This window comes from Hahella sp. KA22 (assembly GCF_004135205.1).
Lineage (GTDB): Bacteria > Pseudomonadota > Gammaproteobacteria > Pseudomonadales > Oleiphilaceae > Hahella.
Genome location: NZ_CP035490.1, coordinates 1,269,301 through 1,294,873, shown reverse-complemented (window position 1 = coordinate 1,294,873; position 25,573 = coordinate 1,269,301). Strand labels below are relative to the sequence as shown.

Genomic DNA, 25,573 nt, shown 5'->3' with positions numbered 1-25,573 from the left:
GACTACGCGGATTCGTGTTTAGTCGAGCGCAGTCAGGTCGCGGGCTGGCGGCAAACGCCATCCTTTTCGCAGCGGCTTGATGACAATCGCCAGCCTTGAGTTGGAAGCATCCATGGGGGGGGAATATAATTCCCAGCGTCTAAGTAACTATCAATAAAACAAAAGCTTAAAGGAAGACATGATGAGCGTAGTATCCAAGGACAACGCCGAGCATTACATCTGGGGAGAACGCTGCGACGGCTGGCATCTGGTTAAAAGCCCAACCTTAAGCGTCATCCAGGAGCGGGTTCCCAGCGGCTGCGCGGAAGTGCGCCACCTGCATCAAAAGGCGGAGCAGTTCTTTTTCGTCCTATCCGGCGTCGCGACGCTGGAAGTTGGAGGAGAAACTTACACCCTGCACCCTCACCAAGGCAAACACGTCCCAGCCGGCGTACCCCATCAGCTGCGGAACGAGTCACCGGAAGACATAATTTTCACAGTGACCTCAACCCCGCCTAGCCATGGGGATCGGGTTAATATCGCCGGCATTGTATAAGTATTTCAAAGGGCCGAATAAAGTATTGCTCAACTCCCAACCAGGTTTACAAACTCATCGGTAGGGGCTCAAAGTAAGCCTTCTCACTCCGGCTTTCGATAAGCCATGACCTGACAATATTTACGATAGGCCAGGTCGCGACATTCTTCCTCTGGGGTCAGCATATCGGGTTGAATGCCGGTGAGTTCCATCAGGCGGCGCTCCAGTTCAGGTTGCGCCTCGATGTCGCCCCCATGAGAGATATGTCTGACGGTAATGCCTTCACGTTGCAGGGCGTAGGCGATCAGCAGGCTACGATGGCAGCTGGCGGGGTCTTTCTCGGCGCACATCAGGGCAATGCGAAAGCCTTTGTTCATTCCTTCTTTCAGCCTTGCCACCCCGCTCTGAAACAAATCGGATTGAATCAGGCGGTCAAACTGCACCTGTCGGCTTTCATCATAGTGGGCCGGGTCCTTGGAGCGCGGCCCCAGTTCCTCGCCGAGGTAGACATAGCGTAAGCCATGCTCCTTGAGATGCTGGATCAGAGTTTCCCGATGGTAGTCGTGAAAGGCGCGGCTATAAGGTACGGAACGGACATCGGCGACCACATCGATACGATGGCTCTGCAACTGGCTGATAAAGACGGCCACAGGCTTGGTGGCGTAACCAATGCTGTAAAGAGAAGACGTTGAGTCGCTCATTCCTCTGCAGCTTCCGGCGGCTCCAGGGTCAACCAGCGTTCATCTATCCGAGTGGAAAAGCCTGCTGCGCGCGGATGCCCGCCGCCGCCGAACTTTATCGCCACCTCCGCCACATTGACGCCATCTTCCGTGGATCGCAGCGACCAGCCGCGCTTACCGCCCTTGTCACTGTAACCAGCCGCAAAGGGATGTCCCTGCGCCAGCACATTGAGCAACTCGCTGGTCACTGCGAGAGGACAGTTAACAATAGGCGCCGCATAGCCGGCGATTTCCCCCATCACCGCCCGCCCCTTGTAGTATTCGATCATTTGCTCGCGGAAACGGTTAATGGCGCGCCCCTCGTCCGCCAAACGCGACAAAGCGGCCCCGGATTGCGCCAGCTCATCCCATACCTCAAAGTCCTTGGGGTAAGACATCAACGCCGCATTGACATCACGACTGTCAGCGATGCGCCACTGCCAAAGGTCGCGGTCCTGAATCATCGCCAGCAAGGCTGGAGGCGGGTCTTCGTGAAAATGCTCCCAGGCGATCACCGCGCCGGAGCGGCTCATATCGAACGTCAGACTCAAATTTGGGCATTCCTGATCCAACCCGGCGACCTCTTCCGCCGCGCTGATATGGTGATCCAGCACGATAACGGCGTCAGCGCTGGCGCACAGTTGCTTCAACGCCTCTCGCTTGTAGCAGAAGTCCAGCAGGTAAACACGCTTGCCCGCGCAGTCCGGGGGCGGCTCGCCGTGAGTCGCCGCATAGTAGTCCGCGTCCTGTTTATCCAACATCGTCAGACGGCGGTACGCCGCATAAGCCGCACCGAAGCCATCGAGGCAATTGCCATGATAAATTACGAGAGTCTGAGTCACCGATCACTCACCTTATACAGTCCTTATAACTGCATATATACGCTAAGTTCAGAGGACGGCTCAACGCCACTTTCCGGTAAGCCAAAATGAAAAAGCCCGGCTCTCCTTCAGGAAAGCCGGGCTTACATAGGGTAGAAACAACCTATGGCAACAGCATGCCGCGGATCATGAAATACAACAGGGCCGCCAGCAACGCTGACACAGGCACTGTAATAACCCAGGCGGCCACAATCTTCTTGATGCTGGCGCGCTTGACCAGTTCTTCGCGATACACATGCTTCAAACGCTTGCGCTCTTCTTTGGTGAGAGGCACGTCTTCTTTGTGTTTCTTGGCCTGCTTCAACATCTGCTTCATGTCTTCCACAGAGGCTTTTTCGAAGTTGTTTAGGAACTTCTGCAGCTTCTCCCGCTCCAGGCCTGCATGCTCATCCAGAATAAGGTGCAGCTGGCTGGCGTAGTTCACTTTCAGGTATTCCCGCAGGAAGCCTACGCCAAAGACGGCGCCGACAGCGATATGAGTGGAGCTGACCGGCAAGCCCAGTTGTGAGGCCACAATTACTGTGATCGCAGCAGCCAGGGCAATACAGAAAGCCCGCGTCTTATCCAGCTCAGTAATCTCATTGCCGACCGTCTTGATCAGCTTCGGTCCATACAACAGCAGACCAATGGCGATGCCCAACGCGCCGACCATCATTACCCACAACGGAATGGACGCCTTTTGCACGATACCGTGATTAACGATAGCGTCATTGATCGCCGCCAACGGCCCGATTGCGTTGGCCACGTCATTGGCGCCATGAGCGAAGCTCAGCAACGCCGCCGCGAAGATCAAAGGCACAGTGAACAACTTGTTGACGCTTTCACGGGTGTTTTCCATTTTCCGTGCGGCGCGCCCCACCAACGGCAACAGCGCAAAATACAACGCGGCGGCGGCAGCGAGCCCCGCCAGTAAGGCGGTCATGAAGTCCAGCTTGATAATGTTTTTAGTGCCTTTCAACAGCAGGTAGGTGACGAACGCCCACGCCATGATCGCGATAAGAACAGGAACGTAACGACGGGCCGCGCCCAGTTTGTCTTCTTCATACAACATGGAGCGCTTGATGAAGTACAGGGTCCCCGCCGCGATAACGCCGCCCAATGCCGGCGAAATGACCCAGCTGGCGACGATCGCGCCCATTTGTCCCCAGTTCGCAACGCCAAAGCCGCCGGCTGCAACGCCCGCGCCCAGTACGCCGCCAACAATGGAGTGCGTGGTGGATACCGGCGCGCCCAGGTAGGTCGCCACGTTCAGCCACAGCGCGCCGGCTAACAGCGCAGCCATCATCAGCCAAATAAAGGTGGTTGAATCTTGAATGAACTCCGGGTTGATAATGCCGTTCTTGATGGTGCTGACTACGTTGCCCCCGGCGACCAGCGCGCCCAGCGCTTCAAATATCGCCGCCAGCGCCAGCGCGCCCAGCAGAGTGATCGCTTTCGAGCCCACAGCGGGCCCCATATTATTGGCTACGTCGTTGGCGCCGATATTCAACGCCATATAACCGCCGATCATAGCGGCGACTACAAGCAGGTATCCTCCCTCAAGGTCGCCGATCCGAAGATTGGTGTATATCAGGATGCCCAGAATAAAAAGTAGCGCAATACCAATGCGAGCCAGTTCCTGCTGCCCACTGGAGGCGGCCTCTTCCAACTGACCCAGGTTGCGAAACTCCATCAGATTTTCCCCTCAGTAAATTTGAAGGCGCAACTTTAACAAAACAGTCATCTGATGGACATAGTCCAAAATCGCGGAAATAACGGCTATTAACGGGGAATTTCCTCGAAGATTGATCTGCGTCTCGCCAGGTTATTGATTCAACCGATTATTTTGTATACATTAAGCGTGTTCGTGCATCAAGAGAAGGACTGACGTCCTCACCAACCTGCCGACCTGGGCAAGGTGGTGCCAGAACCTTTACAGGAAACATTTTGTTTAAGTCATTAATGTCGATTACCAAACGAATTACCAAGGGCATGTTACCAACCGGTAAATAAGCCCCGATCGTTTGCGCCTCTTTAGGCAATAGACATTAGAAAAAAACTCCCACGTGCGGGAATGACTTAACCAAAAAACTGTTTTCCGGGTTCTGAGATGTGGCCATCCTGGCAACTCACAGGCAAGCCCCACGTCAGTTCTCGCACGTTTTAATCGATAGTATTAACGTGGAGAACCTAGAACATGTCATTAACTGCTTCATTAGCGGATCAAGCTGAGGCCCATGAGCTTCAGGATCAGCCCGAGCTACCGCCGCCCAGTCTCGAACAGCTTCTTACGTCCGGCGCGACGATCAGCCATTACGTTCACCTTTGTCCCCTGTATGTTTGGATGGCGCACGGCTCATTCCGATGCAAAACTCAGGGAAGCCACGCCTGCTATTGGGTCTACGCGGAGTACCGCGACCGCCGCGGAGCCAGCCGTTACGCCAGCTTCAGGTTTTCTTCCGCGCAACAGGCTCTGGATTTCGTACGCTTCAGGCTGGCCGCTATTTCCCTGCCGGGAATCAGCTCCGAACAAACCCATCGCCGCCCGTTAGGTTAAACCGACGGGCGCCGCCTGATTTCCTGATCTTTCGCCGACCGCCGCCATCGCATTCCGAAATAATATTTAACAGTTGTTGCGGGAAATACCTGATAGTGTCGGCAATTTATCGAATATATGTGGACTATAATAGAAACAGTCACTTGCAGAGGCGGCCATAACAATAAGACATGACAGAGCGTAACCGCAAAACCAACTTCCATCTGTTAAGCGCAGTCCTCGACGAAGAAGCCAAAGTCGTTAGCGTCATTAAAGCGCTGGCTTATGCGGCGTCATTCATGTCCTTCGTTATTGGCGTGAAGTCCTGGCTGTGGTCCCATACTGCGCACGCATCCGCGCTGTTCCTGTTTTGCGCGCTGATGCTGATGAACGTGATTTCCTACAACCGCACTCTCAATCAGCAACTGTTCAAAACCCTGTTCTTATGGCTGGTGGGTCTGCTGTTCCTGTATCTCATCGCCGGCGGTGGCGAGAGCAATACCGGCATTCTGTGGTTTTACGTGTTCCCGCCCTTCGTCTTTTATGTGGCGGGGCTGCGCACCGGCAGCTGGATGTTAATCATCATGGTGGCGCTGATCGCCATTATCTTCCGCTTCCCGGAGCTCCCCTGGGTGCGCACCGTCTACAACCTGGACTTCCAACTCCGCTTCGCCGCCACGGTTTCCTTTGTCTCCGTCTTCGCCTTTGTCATGGACCACTCAAGACGTAAGGCTCGTCAGGAACTGATCAACATGGCGCGCCTGTATGAGAAGGCCGCACGCACTGACGAGCTGACCCAGTTGCCGAACCGGCGCGACATGCAGCAACAGCTTGAGAAAGAATATTTCCGTTACAAACGTCATGGCAGCCACTTTTCGGTGATCCTGCTGGATATTGATCATTTCAAGATGATCAATGACACATACGGTCACGACGCTGGCGACTTTGTGCTGATGAAAATTTCAGAGTTACTGGTCAACGCCTGCCGTAAAATGGACATGGCCGCGCGTTGGGGGGGTGAGGAATTTCTCATTCAATTGCCGGATACCTCACTGGTGCAGGCCCTGACTTTGGCGGAAAGGCTACGTAAAAGCATTGAGGCCAGTCCGCTGCAGTACAAAAACCAGGATATCAGCTATACCATCAGTTGCGGCGTCTGCTCTATCAGTCAGGCGAAGGATCTGGCCTCTCTACTAAAGCAGGCGGACGTCAATCTGTATCAGGCCAAAATCAAAGGCCGCAATATGGTGATTCCTTTAGTTGTGCAAAAAGCCAGCGAGGACGAACCCGTCTAAGCGCATCACGTCATCGCTATAATCGCGTCCCACTCATGGGGCTCTACCGGCATCACAGAAAGCCGGCCGCGCTTGACCAGCGCCATGTCCTGAAGCGCCGGGTTCAGCTTAATCTCCCCCAACGGAACGACCTTTTTCAATTTACGCACGAACTTCACTGAGACGCACCACCAGCGAGGGTTCTCCTCCGTGGATTTAGGGTCGTAATAAGGCGACTCTGGATCAAAGGAGGATGGGTCCGGGTAGGCTTCCCGGCAGACTTCCGCGATACCCGCCACGCCCGGCTCGGGGCAACTGCTGTGATAGATGAACACCTGATCGCCCACTTTCATATCATCGCGCATAAAGTTACGCGCCTGATAATTCCGCACGCCATCCCAGCCGGACACACCTTCCGGCGAGTTCGCCAGGTCATCAATGCTGAATGCGTCGGGTTCGGTTTTCATCAGCCAGTGCGCCATAGGTTTGTCCTCCTGTTGAGATGCGGGATGGCGGGGTCTAAACAATAAATGCAAAGCCGAGAAATTTCTAATGCGGCGCGCTCCGACAACAAATCCTGACGGAGATGCTTAAAATTCCTGGCGCGGCTGCTTACAATACCCGACTGAATTAATCGGACATTGTATCGTCCCAGTAACCGGGAAAGAACATGAAAAAGATTGTTATCTGCGTCGGCACCGTGTACGGCGCCGCGCTGGAAACCGCCGAGGCGGTGCAAAAGGCGCTGAATGAGGAAGGATATGAAACCCGGGTGGCGCAAAATCCCACTCTGGAAGACATCACGGAAGCGGATTCCGCCGCGCTGATCTGTACGTCCACCACCGGCAGCGGCGACCTGCCCGACAACATCGCGCCTTTATATACGGCGCTCACCACGCAATTCCCCAATATCGTCGGCAAACCCTTTGGCGTCATTACCTTGGGCGACAGCTCTTATTTCGATAGCTATTGCGGCGCAGGCGAGCTGATGGAGCACGCCATGACCGAGTTGGCGGCGGTGAAAGTGGGAGACGGACTCAAGATCGACGCGATGGAAACCGCCGATCCGGCTGCGGAGGCTGTCGCCTGGGCGCAAACCTGGGCGCAGCAATTGGCGTAACCGTTCTCGACGCCACGCCAGCCTCCGACTGCTTTCAACAGGCCATTGATTCGCAATGGCCTTCCCTTTCTCTCTACGATGAACGCCCCAAGTTGGCGTGATCGTCCATCCCTACCTAATCTTAAGTTGTATACGCCGCCTTCGCTTCTCCCTATTACAGCCTTAATGGGGTGACGCTAATTATTGAATTCAAAAGAACAATGCCAAATATCAAAGCGTTCCTGATCCTATGTCTGCTCGCGCTAAGCACCCATTGCCTGGGGGAAACAGCAGCGCCGCGCAACTATGTCAGCGCCGAGGATAAGGCCATACCGATTGTCGACTACTGGCGGGACATGACCGGGGAAGAAAACCTGGAGGAACTGCTCAGCCATACTGACCTCAATTGGGAGACCATCGCCGCCAACCACGCCAATTTCGGCTACACCAAAGACAGCTTCTGGTTCCGCTTCACCTTGGCCAACGCCACTGATAAGCCGAAGCGTCGTCTGCTCGTAGTCAGAGCGCCTCATCTGGATGATGTTCTCTTTGTCGAGCTGATCAACGACGAGGTCGTCCGGCGCAGCCAGACCGGCGAATACTACCCGTTCAGCCAACGGGAGACGCTGCACCCTCTTTATATCTATCCCGTGGAGCTGGAGCCCGGCGAAGCGCATGAGTTTATGTTCCGCATCCAGAGCGAGGGTTCCCTCAGTCTGCCTCTGGAGATATGGAGAGAAGACGCGTTCTACCTGCGCAATGATCGGGAGGCCCTCACTCACGGACTTTATTACGGCTTCCTGCTCTTCGTGGTTACGTTCAACCTGTTTATTTTCCTGGCGCTCCGAGAGCCCATGTATCTGTTCTACGTCATCTTCACCCTGATGATTCTGCTGGTGCAGGCGACGCTGCAAGGCCGCACCTTCCAGTTCCTCTGGCCCAATGTACCTCAATTGCAGAACTTCACTATCCTGGTCTCCGTGCCCCTGATAGCGCTGTCTGCGGCGGAGTTCTCCCGGCGTTTCCTGAAACTGCCCGTCAAAGCCCCGCGCCTGAATTACCTGTTGATCGGCGTCAGCATCGCCGGAGCGGCGTCAATCGTCGGCGTATTCGCCGCGCCTCCGCACCTGTCAAAAGGCGTATCCACCGCGTTAGTACTGGTGACAGACCTGATTCTCGTCATTATCGGCCCCTATCTCTGGTGGAAGGGCGTGCGCTCGGCTCGTCTGTTTACCTGCGCCTGGCTGATGCTGGAGTTGGGCGCCAGTTTGACGCTGTTATTGGTTCTGGGCGTCGTTCCCCATAACCTGCTGACCGCCTACGGCTTCGAAATCGGCTCCGCCGCGGAAGCCGTGCTGCTGTCGGTCGCCATTGTGGAGCGCATCTATGTTGAACGGAACGAGCGCCTCAAGGCCCAGGAGCAGATCATCGAAGAGCAGCAGGAACTGCAATTGCTGGAGCAACGCCGTTTATATGAGGCGACTCATAGCCATGTCACCGAGCTGCCCAGCCGCGCCTATCTGGAGCGCTTCATTACCGATCGCATCAGCGCCAGGCCCGGCGCCGACTTTATGGCCTGCCTGATCAGCCTGCAGCGCTACCGCGACATAGACCGCACTCTGGGCAATGAAAACGCACGCCAACTGATGTATCAAATCGCCCATCAGCTCAATGAGTTTGTGGAAACGCTGGATGGCGTCATCCCCATCGAGCAGTCCGTACAGGGGCCTCTTTACGTGGCGTCGCTGGACGAAATCACCCTGGCGATGCTGCTGGAGCGCCGTCGCGACAGTGAAGCCGACCAGGAAGTGCGGGCTCTGTCGAAGTTTCTAGGACAACGCATTCAATTCGGCTACCTTTCACTTGATCTCGACCCGCGCTTTGGTCTGGCCGCCTACCCCCATCACACGGACAGCGCTGAAGGCCTGTTGCGACTGGCGCGCATCGCTCTGGACGCCACCCATCACAGCAAGGGCTGCGCCGCGGTTTACCAGTCCCAGTACAACCCTTACAGCGAGCGACGCCTCACCCTGCTGGCGGAGCTGGACAAAGCCATCGACGCCAATAAGCTCAGCCTGCATTTCCAACCGCAATTGGACATTGAGGCGGATGTCATTACCGGGTTTGAGGCGCTGATCCGCTGGACTCATGACGACTTCGGGCAAGTTTTCCCGGACGAGTTCATCCCGTTGGCGGAGCAGGCCGGCCATATCACTAAACTCACTCTCTGGGTGATCAAACAGGCTCTGGGCCATTTACAGGAATTAAGCGAAGCCGGCTACGCAAACATCAGTATTGCGGTGAACATTTCCATGGTGGATCTGGAGAACGACAGCTTTATCGAGAAAGTGCAACGCTTACTCGCCAGCGCCAGCGTTCCCCCCACGCGATTGACGCTGGAGCTCACAGAGACCGCCCTCATGCGTGATCCCGAAGGGGCGCTATCGGCATTGCAGGCCCTCAGAGCGGCGGGCGTGTTGATTGCGCTGGATGACTTCGGCGTGGGTTACTCCTCTCTCTCCTATATCAAGAAGCTGCCCCTGCATAAGGTGAAAATAGACCGCTCTCTGGTCAGCGATCTCGCCAGCGCGCCGGACGCCGGCGTCGTAGCGCGCACCGCCATTGATATGTCCCATGGCCTGGGCTATGAGGCGATTGCGGAAGGGGTGGAAGATGTCGAATCGCTCAATCTGCTAAGGTCCATGAGTTGCCGTTACATTCAAGGATACTGGCTGGCCCGGCCGATGCCCTGGGAGTTCGCCATCGAGTGGCTGCGCACTTACGCCGCCCATGCTCAAGAGCGGGCGGCGGAGCGGGATATGCGCGCCAAGTCCGGCTGAGGCGGCTACAAAGAGGATATCGCGCGGGTTTCGCCGATTTTCATAACGCGTCTCTGCGGCCCCGAACCAGGTGCCAGAAAACGGTCGCGCGGCTCCCAGAACGGCTCCGTGGTCAGACGCACTGTCCCCCAGTGCATCCCCACCAATCGCGCCGCCTTCAGGTCCTTACCCATTGAAACCGCTTCTTCCGGGCTCGCGTGCACTCCTGCGAAAACTTCCCGCGGCGCATAAGCGCCGATAGGCACTAAGGCGATATCATAGGGGCCGGTTAACTCACCAATGCGCTTAAACTCATCGCCATATCCGGTATCGCCGGCGAAGAAGCACTTAACGCCCCCGCCCTCTATCGCGAAGCTCGCCCACAATGTCTGATCCGCATCCCAGAGCGAACGCCCGGAAAAGTGATATGCCGGCAGCGCAGTGTAGTGCACGCCGTGAATACGACAGGTTTGGTACCAGTCCAGTTCGACAATCTTGCGATACCCCAAGCGGATAAAATCCGCGCGTAAACCCAAGGTTGTCACAACCGGCACATTTTCTTTGTTCTTCACCCGCGCCAGCGTCGGCGCGTCAAAATGGTCATAGTGATTGTGGGACATGACGATGACATCGACATCCAGATCTTCAATCTGCAAGGGCGCGGGAACCAGGCGCCTGGGACCGCTGAACTGCAGGGGCGAAGCCCGCTCTCCCAGGAACGGGTCCGTCAGAATTCGTTGATCCCCCAGACGCAGATAAAAGCAGGACTGCCCCAGCCAGGTCAGACTTTGCTCCGCCTGCGCCGCAGCTAGCTCCGCCATCGCCGCATCACGCTGCAGACAATGATCGTGTGCGCCACGTACCGGGTCATTGCCATGCCGGAACAGCTCCCACAGGACTTTCGCCATCTCCGAGGAATGCCGGCCATCATGATGCCCTCCTGGCGGAGACCGGAAGCGACCGCCTACATGGTGGGGACGGTTGCGATACGCGTGGGGAACATCCAGGTCCAGTATTTTGGTCATGCGCCAGTCTCTCAGTGATAATAGAAGTCTTCCGCCTCTGCATTCTCTGGAGGCGTTTTATATTACGAATGAAGCACACTCTGAGGCTCAATCCGTGCGTCGACGAATCAGCGCCTCCTGCGCGGTGGAGGCCACCAGCCGGCCAGAGCGGTCATAAATCAAGCCACGATTAAAGCCGCGTCCGTGGGAGGCGCTGGGACTGTCCATCGCGTACAGCAACCAGTCATCCACGCGAAAGTCGCGATGAAACCAGACCGCATGATCCAGGCTCGCCACCTGCATGCCGCGTTGGAAAAAAGAGACTCCGTGTGGGTGCAGGCTGGTTCCCAACAAACCGAAGTCCGATGCATAGGCCAATACGCAATGATGCCAACGCACGCCCTCAGGCATATCGCGCACCGCACGAAACCAATTGTACTTTTTCGGCTCCTGCTTCTCGGGATTCAGAGGGTTGACCGGATTCAACGGACGAATCTCAATCGGGCGCTCACGGGTCAATTGTTCCCGGCGGCTCTCAGGAATCAGATCCTGGAAGCGACGACGCATCTCCAGTTCCGATACGATTTCCTCCGGCCCCGTTACGTCAACCATCGGCTCCTGATGCTCAAACCCCTGTTCAGGCGTCTGGAACGAAACCATGAGAGTAAGTATTTCCTTACCATGCTGGCGCGCGGCGACGCGCCTGGCGCTGAAGGAGCGGCCATCACGAATCGGCGTCACCTCGTAAATAATGTCATGGTCGGGGTCGCCAGCGCGCAAAAAATAAGCGTGCAGGCTATGGGCGACCCGCGTCTCATCCACCGTGCGGTATGCCGCCATCAGCGCCTGGCCGACAACCTGACCGCCAAATACGTTTTTAAATCCCAGGTCTTCGCTAGAGCCCTGAAACAGGCAATCGTCAAGCGCACGCAGCTGCAACAAATCCAACAGTTTCTGGACTACATCGTTCATCTTGCTTTCCTGTTTGAGTCGGTCATAAAACTTTAACTGACCCTCGGCCAGCAGTAAATCAACCCGCTTTACGCGACGGCTTGCGTCGAATTTCAAATACTCCTAACCTAAAGCAGGTCGCCTTAGAGATAAGCGCCCCGTCCTTTTATTGACTTGGAAGACGTCTAAGTATAAAAAGCAGCCCGCAGCTATCGGGCTGGCTAACAATCAATACTACCGCTTCCGGAGACCGGCAAAATGAAAAACGCCGTCAACATCGTCTTTCCCGACTCCGCTTACACGCACGCCTGTCCGGGCTGCGGTCGTCCAGCGCAATGTGACCTGGAGAAAGGCAAGTCCACATGCTGGTGCTTCTCCCTCCCACCTTCGGGACTGACCTCCGAGTTGTTCACAGAAGGCGCGAAGTGTTACTGCAGAAGCTGTCTGAACGAGCGCCTGAAAGCCAAACAAAGCGAGACGGACGCGGCTGACTGAGCTTCATTGAAGCGCGCTTGCGCCGCCATCAGCAGCAAGGGGCGAGTCCGCTGCCTCCGTGAACAGCCGATGATTCTGAATATAATGATAATCCAGGTTTGGTAAACTTTGGCCCGGCGTCATTTTGAGCTAGTATGCCAGCCAAATAACGTACAACAGAACGACATAAGAAAAGTTCAACTGGGGAAGACAGATAGACTCTGCTCCGGCCTTGTCGCCGCCTCAAATCAAACACGGACTACCGAATAATGTTTATTTCCAAAAAGCTATATCGTTTCTTCACCGCCTCCTCCCTGGCCCTGGCTATCACAGCCTGCAGCAGCACGCCGGTGCTGAAGCAGGAGCCCGCCGCCGTTTCTCTGGATGAGGCGAAGCAGCTATACGCCCAAATGGAAACCGCGCGCGACAACGGTGTGCATCTGTACGCGCCAGACGCTTATGGAAAAGCCGTGGAAGCCTATAATGAAGCGCTGGATCTTTCCCGCAGCAAACCCACTGTCGCCGCCGCCAAGGCCCAGGCAGGCCTGACCTACGCCGCTCAGGCGGAAAAGCAGGCGGTCGCCGCCCGCGGAAAACTGCAGGCCATTGCAAACGCCCGTCAGGCGGCGATAGCCGTGAGCGGAGATGAGCTGCTTGCAGATGAGTTCGCTTCCGCCGACAAGCAACTGCGCGATATCGCCGCGCAACTGGAGAAACAACCCGGCGCTGACAACAGCAAAGCCCAAACCGCCCTCGCAGGCGTATACCGGGATATCGAACTGCGCTCACTGAAACTGGACGTGACAGGCAAAGCCCGCAAGGCGATCGAGCAGGCGCGCAAAGAGGACATCGATGACCGCGCACCCAAAACCCTGCGGGTAGCGGAAGAGGAAATGCTGCTGGCGCTGTCCACACTGGAAAATGACCGCAGTCAACAGGAAAAAGCCCGTCGCCACGCCAACAGCGCCCTGACTCAGGTGCAACACGCTCGCGCCATCGCCGCCCAGGCCGCAGACTTCGACGCCAAGGACGCCAGTCTGGAAGATATTTTACTCTGGCATGAGGCCAGGCTGGCCGAGGCCGTACAGCCTGTAGTTCCTGAAATTCCTTTCGAGAAAGGGCCTGCGCAGGTCAAAGAATCCATCAACGAAGCCCTGAACCGACTGCAGCAGGAAAAACTGACCCTGCGTCATGCTCTGGCGGAAGCGGAAGTTCGCGAGGTCCAAAGCGCCGCCAGCCTGGAAACAATGAAGCAGGAAATGGAACAGAAGCTGCTGGCGGTCCAGCTGGAGACGGACGCGGCCAAACGCGCCAGCGAGGAAATCCAACGCCGCTTTGAGTTCGTGCAGGAACTGTTTACCCTGACGGAAGCCGATGTTTACCGGCAGAACGCCAATGTGCTGATCCGCGCCCACGGCTTCAAGTTCGCCTCCGGCTCCAGTGAAGTGCAACGTGACAACGTCACCCTGCTGAACAAGATCATCGACGCAATTGAAGCCTTCCCCAATTGCAAAATTCGCATTTCCGGTCATACTGACAACCGCGGCGACCGGGCCCTGAACCAGTCTCTTTCTGAGAAGCGCGCCAGCAACGTCGCCAAGTTCCTCGCCAATGTGGGCAGCATAGATTCCAGCCGGATAGAAGCAGAAGGCTTCGGAGCATCCCGTCCGGTGGCGAACAATGACACCAAAGAAGGGCGCGCGGCTAATCGCAGAGTTGAAGTGCTGATTATCAACGACGCCAATCTACCTTAGTTCAATATTTCCTTGGTAACTTATGAAAATAGCCATTTTGTCGCGCAATCCTTCTCTTTATTCCACCTCCCGTTTAAAGGAGGCAGGTGAAAAAAGGGGGCATGAGGTGCATGTAATCGACACACTGCGTTGTTACATGAACATGGCGACCCACAAACCCACCATCCATTACCAGGGTCAGGTGCTGGAAGGGTTTGACGCCATCATTCCCCGGATCGGCGCATCCATCACTTTCTACGGCACGGCGGTATTGCGCCAGTTCGAAATGATGGGAGTATTTCCGTTGAATGAGTCCGTGGCCATCTCACGCGCCCGCGACAAATTGCGCTCTTTGCAGCTGCTCTCACGCAAAGGCGTGGGCATGCCGGTCACCGGATTCGCCCACTCCCCTGACGACATTCGCGACCTGATCTCCATGGTCGGCGGCGCGCCGCTGGTCATCAAGCTGCTGGAAGGCACGCAAGGCATTGGCGTGGTGCTGGCGGAAACCCGCAAGGCCGCGGAAAGCGTTATCGAAGCCTTTATGGGCTTGAAAGCCAACATCCTGGTGCAGGAATTCATCAAGGAAGCCGGCGGCGCCGATATCCGTTGCTTCGTCGTCGGCGATAAAGTGGTCGCAGCCATGAAAAGACAGGCGCAGCCGGGCGAATTTCGCTCCAACCTGCACCGGGGCGGTCAGGCGTCAGTGATCAAGATTACTCCCGAGGAGCGCTCTACCGCAGTTAGAGCCGCTCGCGTCATGGGCTTGAACGTCGCCGGGGTCGATTTGCTGCGCTCCAACCATGGCCCATTGGTCATGGAGGTCAACTCGTCACCAGGACTGGAAGGCATTGAGAACGCAACCGGCAAGGATATCGCCGGTTTGATTTACGCCTTTATCGAAAAGAAGATTCAGGAAAATAAATCCAGCACCCGCACCAAAGGTCAGGGCTGAGAGAACCAGGGCCCCATTCAGTCGTTATGAATGGGGCCCAATTGCTGAGCCAGTTTCTGCTTTTCCATCACATGCGCGCCGGTTAACGCAAACCCTTCCAATGCGCCCTTCGCGTTGACGAACAGGGCTTTGACGTCGCAATCGCCGGATTGCTCTACTTGCCAGTCACCTTCTGCGCCAACCGGCGGTGGAGCCACCACTACCGGACAAGCCGGCGTTTTCACCACTACCGGCATCACGCCATAACTGACCCTGGTCGGCTCGCCCGCCAAACTCTTCGCCAACGCTTTCGCGCAAGCCATCAGCGGCAGTACATACAACAGCACATGCCCATCCACTTCCGCGCAATCGCCTAATGCATAAACATCCGCCGCGCTGGTGCGCATTTCCCGATCCACGACGATTCCTCGGTTAACCTGAACGCCAGCATGCTTGGCGAGAGACGTACGCGGTCGGAGCCCGACGGCTGACAGCACGATATCCGCCTGCACCTTGACGCCGTTATCCAACGTCAGCGCCACGCCGTCGCCAGTATCCTCCACTGCTGTCGCTACTTGTCCCAAATGGAATACCGCGCCCTGAGCCTGCAGGCCTTTCACCACCGCATCGCCAGCGGCCTTCGGCAGCATGCCCGGCAACGCGGTATCGGAGGGCGCAATCAGCTCCACCTCGTAACCGCCTTGCAGCAAGTCGTTGGCGAATTCACAGCCAATCAAGCCGGCGCCGAGAATCGCCACTCTCTTTTTCTCTTGCAGGGCATCCCGAATACGACGGTAATCCATTAAGTCATTCACCGCGAAAACCTTGCCTGCGCCAGAGCCGGGGATATTCAGATGAATCAGATCCGCGCCCCAGGCCAGCACCAGTTTGCTGTACTCCAGCGCCTCTTCCCCGATGTACAAACGATGTCCTTCCGGGTCCAGCGCCGTCACCGTGGCGAACGTACGCACGTCGATATTCAATTGCTCCGCCATCTTGCCGGGGTCCGCCATGGACAGTTGATCCGCGGTTTTGGCCTTAGCGAAGCCAGTGGAGAGCATCGGCTTGGAGTATGAATGGCCGTCGTCCGCCGTCAGCATCAGCACCGGCGCGTCTTTATTGAGTTTGCGGAACTCACGGGCCAGCGTATAGCCAGCGAGGCCGGTTCCGATAATGACGATGGGCGCAGTATCCGGCATGACGTATCCTTTTATATTTCCAGTAGAGAGTTGAGCGGCTTGGAGAGCGAATTAACCGATTTGAATCATTTCAAAGTCTTCTTTGCCGACGCCGCAGTCCGGGCAAATCCAGTCTTCCGGCACATCTTCCCAGCGGGTTCCGGGAGCGATACCGTCTTCGGGCCAGCCTTCCGCCTCATCATAAATGTATCCGCACACCACACATTGCCATTTACGCATCACAGTATCCTATTCAAATTTGTCAAAAAAGCCGCAAAGAGCTTCTTATTTATGGTAAAACGCCTGATTCACAGTGAGTGCATTTATAAGGTTCCGGCCGGCATTGATCAAGTCATTCCGGGGCTAAATCGTTATACTAGGCTTTGTTGAGGCGCCGGCGTCGCCAACAAGCCCTGTAACTTTTATAAATTCTTAGAACATTCATCATCACAACGGTAACTCTCAGGTAATTCCAATGTCCCATAATATGGAAAACATGCAGCAGGTATTTCAGGAAGCAGACTGCCTATTCGACGAAACGCAGGTAGACCAGGCTATCGAGCGTCTGGCGCAGGAAATCACGGCGCAACTGAAAGACAGCAACCCTTTGGTGTATTGCGTGATGACCGGCGGCGTCGTGTTCGCAGGCAAGCTGCTTCCCAAGCTGCGCTTTCCGCTGGAAGTCAGTTATATTCACGCCACCCGCTATAACAACCAGACCAGCGGCGGCGGTCTGAAATGGAAAGTGGAGCCGGCCGAAAACCTGGAAGGACGTACGGTCATCATCCTTGACGATATCCTTGACGAAGGCGCCACCCTGCACGCCATCTGCGATTACTGCCAAGACAAGAAGCCAGAGAAAGTCTACACCGCAGTGCTGGTGGACAAGCAGCATGAACGTAAAGTCTATCCCGGCCAGAAGTGCGATTTCACTGGCCTGAGAGTCGCTGACCGCTACATATTCGGTTATGGCATGGACTACAAAGGCTACTGGCGCAACGCACCTGGCATCTACGCCGTAAAAGGTCTTTAAGCTAAGCCCGCCCGGGCGCTAAACCAATTCACTAACAGGCGATGTTGGTTCCTTACCTCTTATGCATGAAGCTAATCTGAGTCAGTTTTTGGTGCTGATCACCGCGGCGGTCGTCGTATCGTCGCTGTTCCGGCGCATGAACATACCCTCTGTCCTGGCTTACCTCGCGGTGGGCCTCGGCGTCGGTCCCACGGCCTTGGGATGGGTGGACGACGTGGAAACGATCCAGGTGCTGGCGGAGTTCGGCGTGGTATTTCTGCTGTTCTCCCTCGGGCTGGAGTTCTCTCTGGCCAAGATGATTGCTTTACGCAAGGTGGTGTTCAACCTGGGCGGTTGGCAGGTGGCGGTGAGCAGTCTGGTGATCTTCGGCATCGCCCGGCTGTTCAAAGCCAGTACGGAAGAGGCCATTATCATCGCCGGAGCTCTGGCGCTTTCCTCCACAGCGGTGGTCAGCAAAGAGCTGGTGCAGCGCAATGAACTGGGTCTGCCTCACGGCGTCATGTCAATGGGGGTGCTGCTGTTCCAGGATCTGGCTGCGGTTATCTTTTTGATTCTGATCCCGTTTCTGGCGGGCGGCTCGGACAGATCCCTGGCGGCGGCACTGGCCATCACCCTGGGTAAAGGCGCTCTGCTATTCGCGTTGATGCTGGCGATTGGTAAATACGTGCTGCCGTTTATTTTCACGGAAGTCGCCAAATCCCACTCGGAAGAACTTTTCGTTCTGACCGTGTTGATGGTGTCGCTGCTGGCGGCGGCTTTGACCCACAGCTTCGGGCTATCCATGGCGCTTGGCGCGTTTATCGCCGGCATGATGCTGTCGGAAACCCACTATAAACATCAGATTGAGGCGGATATTCGCCCTTTCCGCGACCTTCTGCTGGGCCTGTTTTTTATCAGCGTAGGCATGATCGTGGACTTTCAGGAAGTGCTCGCCAACTGGCCCTGGATTCTCCTCATCACTGCAATGCTCCTGCTGGCTAAGGCGACGCTGATCGGCGCCCTCGCCTATCGTCACCAGAAAGACAGAGCCGTTGCGCTGAAGACCGGCCTGTACCTGGCTCAGGGCGGCGAATTCGGTTTCGCTCTCTTCGCACTGGGCGAAAAGTTCCAGCTGATATCCAAACAAGCTGGCGCAGTGGTGATCACCACTGTCATTCTCAGTATTACGTTGACGCCCTGGCTGATGAATCTGGCGCGCTATCTCAGCGCCCGCTTCCCTTCCGATAAAGGACAGGGTGTCGCTCAAACCCGCGTGGAAGCGTTGACCAACGCCTGCTCCGAACTGGAAGGCCACGCCATTGTCTGCGGTTTCGGCCGGGTAGGACAGACCGTCGCCCGCTTCATGCGTCGCAGCAGCATGCCCATGACCGCCGTGGATAAGGACCCTGTGCGGGTAAAAGAAGCCGCCGCTGCTGGCGAGCCTGTGCACTATGGCGACTCTGAACGGCTGGATATTCTCAAGGCGCTGGGCCTGGAGCGCTCGCGCCTGCTGATCATCACTTACGCTGATGTGGACAAGAGTCTGGCGGTCATTCGCAAGGTCCGCTCCACCGGCTCCAACGTGCCGATCCTGGTGCGCACGGCGGATGACTCAAAAATGTCGTTGCTGCAGGAAGCGGGAGCGACGGAAATCGTGCCGGAGACGCTGGAGGCCAGCTTGATGTTGGTGACTCAAGTGCTTACCCTTATGGGCGCGCCGGCCAGGAAAATTCATCGTCAAATTGAGGAAGTGCGCCGTAGCCGCTACAAAATGCTGCACGGTTATTACCCTGGCATTAACTCCCAGTTGGTCGGCGCTGACGGCACGCCGCTGGAAAAATTACATGCGTTGACGCTACCGGATGGCGCTTACAGCTGTCATCGCTCTCTGGCGCAGATGAAACTGGCCGCCTGTAATGTCGATAGTATTCGACGCGGAGATGAGGAATTCTTCGATCCTTCCGGCGATTTTGTTCTGCAGCCCGGCGATACGCTGATTCTGCATGGTTCGGCGGATCAAGTTGAACAGGCGGAAAATAAGTTACTGGGCGGCTGAGCTTGAACACAGTGGCAAACCACATACTAAATCAGGATTCTGTTTGGCTATGAAATCCCAAGGGCGTCCACTTCCATCCCTGGCGGAACAAATCAAGGCGAAATTGCCGGTTTATATCGATCTCACGCGACTGAACCGTCCTATCGGAACCTATCTGCTGCTCTGGCCAACGCTGTGGGCGCTATGGCTGGCTGCTGAAGGCTCCCCCTCCCTCAAGAACCTGTTCATTTTCGTTGTCGGCGTCCTGCTGATGCGTTCGGCCGGGTGCGTCATTAACGACTATGCAGACCGACGTATAGACATGCATGTCGAGCGCACCAAAAGCCGTCCCTTTGCACAGAACCGGGTGACGGAAAAAGAGGCGCTGACCTTGTTCGGCGTTCTGGTCGGGGTCTCTTTCATTCTGGTGCTGTTCACCAACGCCCTGACGATTTACCTCTCAGCCGGAGCGCTGGCGCTGGCTTCAACTTACCCCTTCATGAAGCGCCACACTTACCTGCCCCAGGTCGTACTGGGCGCGGCCTTCGCCTGGGGCATACCCATGGCTTTCGCCGCGGAGCTTGACGCCGTGCCGCAGCAGGCATGGCTGCTGTACACCGCGACAGTGGTATGGACTGTCGCCTATGACACCATGTACGCCATGGCGGACAGGGAGGACGACCTCAAGATCGGGGTTAAATCCACCGCCATTCTATTTGGCGAGGCGGATCGCGCCGCCGTGGCGGGCTTGCAGGTATTAACGTTGGGCATCCTGTTCATGGTCGGCGCGCAATACGAGCTGGGCATTTACTTCCAGGTCTCCCTGATCGCCGCCGCCATGTTGTTTGTGTATCAACAGCACCTGATTCGCGACCGCAGTTCCCAGCACTGTTTTAAGGCCTTCCTCAACAATCACTGGGTTGGCGCAGCCGTTTTTCTTGGCTTGGTTCTGGAGTTTATTTTCCGTCCCTAAAGCCCATTCCGCCAAGCTTACAGCCCGACTGCAAACGGTCGGGCTCATTTCCATCACATTAATTAAGCGCCTGTCATATACTTGTAACAAAACGCCGTTGTAATAATTCGGCAATCGAGTATTCAAAAAGGTGTTTTGCATGGCAAGCAAACAAGTTCTCATAGTGGACGATGAGCCCGCCATCCGGGAAATGATCGCAGTCGCTCTGGAAATGGCTGACTATGACTACCTGGAGGCCGGGGACGCGCGGGAAGCGCATGCATTGATCATTGATCAGAAGCCGGACCTCATACTGCTGGACTGGATGCTTCCCGGCGTCAGCGGCATTGAATTCGCACGCCGGTTAAAGCGAGACCAAAACACCTCGGAAATCCCTCTCATCATGCTCACCGCCAAAACCGAAGAGGACAACAAAGTCCAGGGCCTGGAGGTGGGCGCAGACGATTACATCACCAAACCATTCTCTCCCAGAGAACTGGTCGCGCGCCTGAAAGCAGTGCTGCGCCGCACCGCCGTACAAGGCATGGAAACCCCCATTGAGGTCGAAGGACTCCGCCTCGATCCAGTGTGCCATCGCGTCACCGCCAAAGGCGATGCGCTCAACATGGGCCCCACGGAATACAAGCTCCTGCAGTTCTTTATGACGCATCAGGAACGGGTGTATACTCGCGGGCAGCTTTTGGATCAGGTATGGGGCGGCAATGTCTACGTGGAAGAACGCACGGTGGATGTGCATATTCGACGTTTACGCAAAGCGCTGGAGCCCAGTCATCATCATCTGGTTCAAACCGTGCGTGGGACGGGTTATCGCTTTTCGACCCGAGCGCCATAAGCGCCGCGATCCGTCTTAAAAAATAAATAATTCCAAAAGAAGTATTCATAAAACGCATGCGCAATCACTGGCGTCATTATGTACGGCTACTGGTTTACAGTTTGCTGGGCTGCATCATTGTCGGCCTTATTATCGGTTCAGTAGCCTGGGCGCTGGTGTTCGGTCTCACCGCCTACCTGGGGTGGACGCTCACCCAGGCGTTTCGCATGCACCGCTGGCTGTACCAGGCGAAAATGGAAGACCCTCCCGAGAGCCGCGGATTATGGGGAGATCTATTCGACGGCATTCATCGTCTCCAGGTTCAGCACTATCGTTCCCGCGATCGACTGCAAGCCATGATCGACCGCATCCAGGAATCCACCAACGCCCTTAAAGACGCTGTCGTCATGACCAACAGCGAAGGCGCTATGGACTGGTGGAACCAATCCGCGGAGAAGCTGCTGGGCTTCAAATATCCGACCGACCGGGGCCAGCTGATTTACAACCTGATCCGCACGCCTATTTTCAAGCGCTACTTCACCTCCAAGAAATACCAGGAGCCGTTGATCCTCAACGCCCCCAATAATCCCAACTTGAAGTTACAGTTTCATATCACACTGTTCGGAGAAGACGATCGCCTGCTACTGGTGCAGGATGTGACGCGGCTATACCGTCTGGAAGAGATGCGACGGGACTTCGTTTCTAACGTATCCCATGAGTTGCGCACGCCATTGACGGTCATATCCGGCTATCTGGAGACCCTCATCGACAACGCCGATGAACTGCCTCCTCGCTGGAATCGCGCCTTGAACCAGATGCAGCAACAAGCGCAGCGTATGGAAGCACTGGTCAATGACTTACTGCTGCTTTCCCGCATAGAGAATGACGGCTCCAACTTCAAAGCTACGTTGGTGGATGTGGATAGCATGCTGCGCGCTATCTGCGACGACGCCCGCGCCCTGAGCCAGGAAAAAGGCCACCGCATAGAGCTGAGTCTGGAGAGCAGCGCCGGGCTTACCGGCAACGAAACGCAATTACACAGCGCTTTTTCCAATATCGTTATGAATGCAGTGAAATACACGCCTCCCAATGGCGAGATTCGGGTGCGCTGGTTCGAGGATAAGAAAGGCGTGCATTTCGCCGTCAGGGACAGTGGCATCGGCATTGATCCCCTGCACATTCCCAGACTGACGGAACGTTTTTACCGAGCTGACCCTTCACGGGCTGCAGATACCGGCGGCACAGGGTTGGGACTGGCAATCGTCAAGCATGTCCTGATCAATCATGACGGCGAGCTGGAAATCACCAGCCACATCGGCGAAGGCAGCACCTTCACCTGCCACTTCCCGCGCACTCGCATGGCTTCTGCGGAGGCGTTAGCGGAAGCCGAGAATGTCAGTGATTAACCAGAGTTAGAATTTGGCGATAAACTTGGACAGCGACGCCATCTTATCCGGGTCTTCATCCACAAACCGAATAACGATGCTGATAAAGTCCGTGTCCACCCGCTTCTCCACTGCCTGCAGCATGTGCACGTAGCCGTTAATCCGTTCCAGAGTTTCACCATCGTCGACCTCTATATCCACCACGGCGGGATCAAGAATCATCGGAAACTTCTGCCCCCGTTTGGCGATCACTTTCACTTCAGTCAAAGTAATGGCCTTGATCACACAGGGCAGGTTGAACTCAGCAAATCGAATCTGCGCCAGCGCTTTCTTACCTGACGTTGGGTCCGGCGCTGGTTTTTTAGGAGATGTAGAACCACCAGTCAGCAGGGCTGCACTATCTGCAAACGGGCCCGGCGTCACGGCTGGAGTCGAAGCCTGCTTGGCGCTGTCAGACGCCTGCATCAATACAGAAGCGGAATCGGAGCCCGGACGGGCCGAAGAGGACTTTTCACCAGCAGCGCGTTTAAGCTTGGCGGCCAATTGCTTGTTGACTTTCTGCGCCAGCATTTCAGGACTGAAGGGTTTGCCCAGATAATCGGAAACGCCGCTTTGCACCGCCTCTACCACATGGCCCCTATCCCCCCGGCTGGTCACCATAACGAAAGGCGTCTTCTTGTAGGCGTCTTGTCCACGCGCCCACTGCAATAACTCCAGCCCCGACATTTCCGGCATTTCCCAGTCGCACAGGATGAGATCATAGTGCGTCTTATTCATCAGGATCTGCGCTTTCTTCCCGTTGATGGCTTCTTCCACCGTCACCTGAGGAAAATAGGTTCGCATCGCCCGCTTGACCATATCACGGACGAAACTCGCATCATCAACCACCAACACCTTTAAAGCCATGTCAGAGCTACACTTTCCGTTAATCACATAACTATAAGGCTAGCACTGTCTGACAAAATTCCCACTTTATTCAGTACTTAAGCGGCGGCGTAGCTATCACGCCGCCACAGCAGGATCACCTCACAGCTACGCCGGCGCCAGAAGCGGGGTTCGCTTTAGGTAACTGACCGTGCTCTTCCAGCCAGAATTTAACGCCGCCGGCGACCGCCGCCTGCATGGACACCAAATTCACGATAGGAATCAAAGTGCTGCCCCAAACGCCCAGGCCGAAGCCCAGCGTCCGACTGCGGCGCTCGCGCATGAAACGAATCACGTCATCAATCTTGCGCTTGTTGTTATCCGCAGGGTAGTCCACAAACTCAAGCGCCATGATCCATGAAGAGAACACCGCCCAAAGCAATGGCGACACCAAGTTCACCACAGGGATGAAGCTAAGCAAAAATAACCCCAGCGCACGCGGAAGATAATAAAGGAACTTCTTGATCTCACGCCAGACACTGGCGGGAATATTCATAATCACTTGTTTCCAGGGGGTATCTTCATCCACCTCTTTTCCAGTCAACAACTTCTGCGTCTGTTCCGCCAGCAAACCATAGAAGGGAGCGCCAACCAGTGTGGCGACAAACACAAAGGTGTAAAACACCAGAATGCCCACCAGAATGGCGAAAACCAGCCATACCAACCAGCGCAAGAAAGATAGCCAGTCTGGTAGCCAGCTGACCATGGCGTCCACCCAGCCGGAAAAGTAAGCGCTCATGCCCCAGATGAAGCCTACAAATACCAATATATTGATAATCAAAGGGATAATGACAAAGACCCGCAGCTTGGGATGCTGAATCAGGCGAAACCCTTCCAGCAGGTCGTTAAAACCTTTAGCGAATAATTTCACGCTCTTTTTCCTTTCTGCCTCATACAAAAAAATTGTGATAGCCGCCGTTTAACTCAGTTTAAAGGTTCCGCGCTAAGGCGAAACCGGGACGCGCTCATTTTCATTTGAAATGTACGCAATTGACGGTAGCGCATATCCACCTGTAGCAGATGCGTCAACGCATCTCTTAGCTCAGGGTCCACAGCGCAGCCGAACATGATCGCAGATATGGCGTTGGAGGGAAACTTACAAAGGGACAATGCCTCACCATCCCATAGTATTTGTTTCTGTCCCGTATCCAACGGGCGCAACAAGCGCCACTCACCCTCTCCAGAAAACTCAGTGGAGCACTGAAACAAAGGGCTGAAGCCGAATGCCCCAGTTTGTGGTCTCTCGTCACAATATTCGACTTTTTTGAACGTTTGCGGACTGTCTTGATAGCGCCCGTCCATTAGTCCCGCCTTATCAGGATCTATCTCCAGTGCGACGCCACGATGGCGATCCCCCTGACACCGCCACAGCACAAGGCTTTCAACAGTTTCGAACAGACCAAGCACCCCCAGTGACAGCATAAAACGAGGGTTGAGAAACAAAGGCTCATTTGCGACTCCCTGCAATAAAATGGCTTCTATTTCCTTGCGTTTATGCTTGGCCTGCTGCAGGTAATACTCGAAGGTGACCAGACTGCTCAGCTCCTCGGGAAGCGCGTCATATTGCCGCTTTACTTCCGCCACGAACTCCGCTTGAGTGATATCCCTGACTGGAGCGGCCGCCAAAGGGAGTTCTGGACTCAGAAAAGGATCGTGCAAGCCGTCCAGCCCACGGAAAGGCAATTTGCCTTCTCTCAAGATGGTAATGCTCAGCTTGTCGGCGTACAGATATAATTTCATGTTTTGATGCCCAGGAAGCGCTTTCCCATGTTTAGTTTGTCTCAATTATATAAAAGCTTGATCGTTCTTGGAGGGCATTGGTCCGCCCGTGTCGCCTTCTACGTACTGATGGTGGTGGGCCTGGTCATTGCGCTCACTCCCAACGAGTACACGCCACTGGGGACTGTGAACGATAAAATACGGCATGCGTTTTCTTTCGCCGTAATGAGTGGCATGGCCATGTGGAGTCACCGCAATAGCCGGGTCCTTCATGTTTTTATCGCCATGACTTGCTATGGCCTGCTCATTGAAGGCCTGCAAAGCTTTATTCCCTATCGGGACGGCAGTCTTGGAGATATTGTGGCCAATACTATCGGCATTGCGATTGGCGTGTCCCTGGCGAACTGGCTGGTAGTGTCCGCGCGTCCGCCCAAAGCATCCTACTGAAGCCACCGTCGAGTTTCCCTGGCGAGCAGGCTTCTACAGAAAATGCACTAATGTATTAGTAGTAAGAAATCAGCCCAACATGTTGTGCGAGATATCTCACAAAGCCGTAGGAAATTAGCGGAAGTTACTGTAATCATTACGGATTTACTTGCTGAGACATTTCGTAACACGT

General features: G+C 55.6%; 25 protein-coding genes and 1 riboswitch. Of the genes, 14 read left to right on the top strand and 11 right to left on the bottom strand.

From position 1 onward, the window contains the following. The first annotated feature begins 181 nt into the window (after positions 1-181). Complete coding sequence (locus EUZ85_RS05780; protein ID WP_127968355.1) at positions 182-535, top strand: cupin domain-containing protein; 354 nt, start codon at positions 182-184, stop codon at positions 533-535. Between the two features lie 83 nt (positions 536-618). Here the strand turns inward: EUZ85_RS05780 and EUZ85_RS05775 are convergent, their stop codons facing one another. The 3 genes from EUZ85_RS05775 to EUZ85_RS05765 all read right to left on the bottom strand — a co-directional run bounded on the left by EUZ85_RS05775 (position 619) and on the right by EUZ85_RS05765 (position 3,786). Next, on the bottom strand, positions 619-1,215 hold the full coding sequence (locus EUZ85_RS05775) for a DUF488 family protein (protein ID WP_127968354.1): 597 nt from the start codon (positions 1,213-1,215) through the stop codon (positions 619-621). Continuing rightward, positions 1,212-2,075: a DHH family phosphoesterase gene (locus tag EUZ85_RS05770; protein WP_127968353.1), complete on the bottom strand. Its 864-nt coding sequence runs from the start codon at positions 2,073-2,075 to the stop codon at positions 1,212-1,214. The genes EUZ85_RS05775 and EUZ85_RS05770 overlap by 4 nt, the downstream gene beginning before the upstream one ends. 142 nt (positions 2,076-2,217) lie before the next feature. After that, positions 2,218-3,786, bottom strand: coding sequence for an inorganic phosphate transporter (locus EUZ85_RS05765; RefSeq protein WP_127968352.1), 1,569 nt, complete (start codon positions 3,784-3,786; stop codon positions 2,218-2,220). 171 nt (positions 3,787-3,957) lie between these two features. Then, positions 3,958-4,049: riboswitch (SAM-I-IV-variant riboswitch) on the top strand. A gap of 241 nt (positions 4,050-4,290) precedes the next feature. Here EUZ85_RS05765 and EUZ85_RS05760 point away from each other — a divergent pair. Then, positions 4,291-4,650 (top strand): hypothetical protein, encoded by a 360-nt coding sequence (locus EUZ85_RS05760; RefSeq protein ID WP_127968351.1) that lies wholly within the window; start codon positions 4,291-4,293, stop codon positions 4,648-4,650. A 170-nt stretch (positions 4,651-4,820) separates the two neighbouring features. Further along, entirely contained in the window at positions 4,821-5,924 is a 1,104-nt protein-coding gene (locus EUZ85_RS05755; protein WP_127968350.1) for a GGDEF domain-containing protein, read from the top strand. A 5-nt stretch (positions 5,925-5,929) separates the two neighbouring features. Here EUZ85_RS05755 and EUZ85_RS05750 read toward each other — a convergent pair whose 3' ends face one another. Then, entirely contained in the window at positions 5,930-6,385 is a 456-nt protein-coding gene (locus EUZ85_RS05750) for an EVE domain-containing protein (RefSeq protein ID WP_127968349.1), read from the bottom strand. Positions 6,386-6,573: 188 nt separating this feature from the next. On the opposite strand from EUZ85_RS05750, the gene EUZ85_RS05745 reads away from it, so the two are divergent. Both EUZ85_RS05745 and EUZ85_RS05740 read left to right on the top strand, forming a co-directional pair. After that, positions 6,574-7,023, top strand: coding sequence for a flavodoxin (locus EUZ85_RS05745; protein WP_127968348.1), 450 nt, complete (start codon positions 6,574-6,576; stop codon positions 7,021-7,023). A gap of 200 nt (positions 7,024-7,223) precedes the next feature. Beyond that, complete coding sequence (locus EUZ85_RS05740) at positions 7,224-9,842, top strand: EAL domain-containing protein (protein ID WP_127968347.1); 2,619 nt, start codon at positions 7,224-7,226, stop codon at positions 9,840-9,842. Positions 9,843-9,847: 5 nt separating this feature from the next. On the opposite strand, the gene EUZ85_RS05735 is transcribed toward EUZ85_RS05740, so the two are convergent. Together EUZ85_RS05735 and tesB are read right to left on the bottom strand one after the other, a co-directional pair. Continuing rightward, positions 9,848-10,846, bottom strand: a complete 999-nt coding sequence (locus tag EUZ85_RS05735; protein ID WP_127968346.1) for an MBL fold metallo-hydrolase — start codon at positions 10,844-10,846, stop codon at positions 9,848-9,850. A gap of 87 nt (positions 10,847-10,933) precedes the next feature. Continuing rightward, complete coding sequence (tesB, locus tag EUZ85_RS05730) at positions 10,934-11,797, bottom strand: acyl-CoA thioesterase II (RefSeq protein WP_127968345.1); 864 nt, start codon at positions 11,795-11,797, stop codon at positions 10,934-10,936. Between the two features lie 237 nt (positions 11,798-12,034). On the opposite strand from tesB, the gene EUZ85_RS05725 reads away from it, so the two are divergent. The 3 genes from EUZ85_RS05725 to rimK all read left to right on the top strand — a co-directional run bounded on the left by EUZ85_RS05725 (position 12,035) and on the right by rimK (position 14,938). Next, the gene (locus EUZ85_RS05725; RefSeq protein ID WP_127968344.1) at positions 12,035-12,271 is read left to right on the top strand and encodes a cysteine-rich CWC family protein; all 237 of its coding nucleotides are present in this window, start codon (positions 12,035-12,037) and stop codon (positions 12,269-12,271) included. 248 nt (positions 12,272-12,519) lie between these two features. Beyond that, a complete protein-coding gene (locus EUZ85_RS05720; RefSeq protein ID WP_127968343.1) occupies positions 12,520-14,004 on the top strand; it encodes an OmpA family protein in 1,485 nt (494 codons plus the stop codon). Between the two features lie 22 nt (positions 14,005-14,026). Further along, the gene (rimK, locus tag EUZ85_RS05715) at positions 14,027-14,938 is read left to right on the top strand and encodes a 30S ribosomal protein S6--L-glutamate ligase (protein ID WP_127968342.1); all 912 of its coding nucleotides are present in this window, start codon (positions 14,027-14,029) and stop codon (positions 14,936-14,938) included. A gap of 17 nt (positions 14,939-14,955) precedes the next feature. Here the strand turns inward: rimK and EUZ85_RS05710 are convergent, their stop codons facing one another. Then, positions 14,956-16,116 (bottom strand): NAD(P)/FAD-dependent oxidoreductase, encoded by a 1,161-nt coding sequence (locus tag EUZ85_RS05710; protein ID WP_127968341.1) that lies wholly within the window; start codon positions 16,114-16,116, stop codon positions 14,956-14,958. Positions 16,117-16,167: 51 nt separating this feature from the next. Beyond that, positions 16,168-16,335 (bottom strand): rubredoxin, encoded by a 168-nt coding sequence (rd, locus tag EUZ85_RS05705; protein WP_011394749.1) that lies wholly within the window; start codon positions 16,333-16,335, stop codon positions 16,168-16,170. A gap of 235 nt (positions 16,336-16,570) precedes the next feature. On the opposite strand from rd, the gene EUZ85_RS05700 reads away from it, so the two are divergent. The 5 genes from EUZ85_RS05700 (at position 16,571) to phoR (ending at position 22,332) form a co-directional block, all read left to right on the top strand. Further along, positions 16,571-17,128: a hypoxanthine-guanine phosphoribosyltransferase gene (locus tag EUZ85_RS05700; RefSeq protein ID WP_127968340.1), complete on the top strand. Its 558-nt coding sequence runs from the start codon at positions 16,571-16,573 to the stop codon at positions 17,126-17,128. Between the two features lie 61 nt (positions 17,129-17,189). Then, positions 17,190-19,163, top strand: a complete 1,974-nt coding sequence (locus EUZ85_RS05695; protein WP_127968339.1) for a monovalent cation:proton antiporter family protein — start codon at positions 17,190-17,192, stop codon at positions 19,161-19,163. A gap of 49 nt (positions 19,164-19,212) precedes the next feature. Beyond that, positions 19,213-20,115 carry a 4-hydroxybenzoate octaprenyltransferase gene (gene ubiA / locus EUZ85_RS05690; protein ID WP_241566964.1) on the top strand — a complete coding sequence of 301 codons (903 nt, stop codon included), beginning with the start codon at positions 19,213-19,215 and terminating at the stop codon, positions 20,113-20,115. 139 nt (positions 20,116-20,254) lie between these two features. After that, a complete protein-coding gene (phoB, locus tag EUZ85_RS05685) occupies positions 20,255-20,947 on the top strand; it encodes a phosphate regulon transcriptional regulator PhoB (protein WP_011394745.1) in 693 nt (230 codons plus the stop codon). 56 nt (positions 20,948-21,003) lie between these two features. Then, positions 21,004-22,332 (top strand): phosphate regulon sensor histidine kinase PhoR, encoded by a 1,329-nt coding sequence (gene phoR, locus EUZ85_RS05680; RefSeq protein ID WP_127968338.1) that lies wholly within the window; start codon positions 21,004-21,006, stop codon positions 22,330-22,332. Between the two features lie 6 nt (positions 22,333-22,338). On the opposite strand, the gene EUZ85_RS05675 is transcribed toward phoR, so the two are convergent. The 3 genes from EUZ85_RS05675 to EUZ85_RS05665 all read right to left on the bottom strand — a co-directional run bounded on the left by EUZ85_RS05675 (position 22,339) and on the right by EUZ85_RS05665 (position 24,975). Next, a complete protein-coding gene (locus EUZ85_RS05675; protein ID WP_127968337.1) occupies positions 22,339-23,217 on the bottom strand; it encodes a response regulator in 879 nt (292 codons plus the stop codon). A 115-nt stretch (positions 23,218-23,332) separates the two neighbouring features. Next, a complete protein-coding gene (gene cysZ / locus EUZ85_RS05670; protein ID WP_127968336.1) occupies positions 23,333-24,106 on the bottom strand; it encodes a sulfate transporter CysZ in 774 nt (257 codons plus the stop codon). 53 nt (positions 24,107-24,159) lie between these two features. Beyond that, entirely contained in the window at positions 24,160-24,975 is an 816-nt protein-coding gene (locus tag EUZ85_RS05665) for a DUF2971 domain-containing protein (RefSeq protein ID WP_127968335.1), read from the bottom strand. 27 nt (positions 24,976-25,002) lie between these two features. On the opposite strand from EUZ85_RS05665, the gene EUZ85_RS05660 reads away from it, so the two are divergent. Then, positions 25,003-25,401, top strand: coding sequence for a VanZ family protein (locus tag EUZ85_RS05660; protein ID WP_164887191.1), 399 nt, complete (start codon positions 25,003-25,005; stop codon positions 25,399-25,401). The last annotated feature ends 172 nt before the right edge of the window (positions 25,402-25,573 follow it).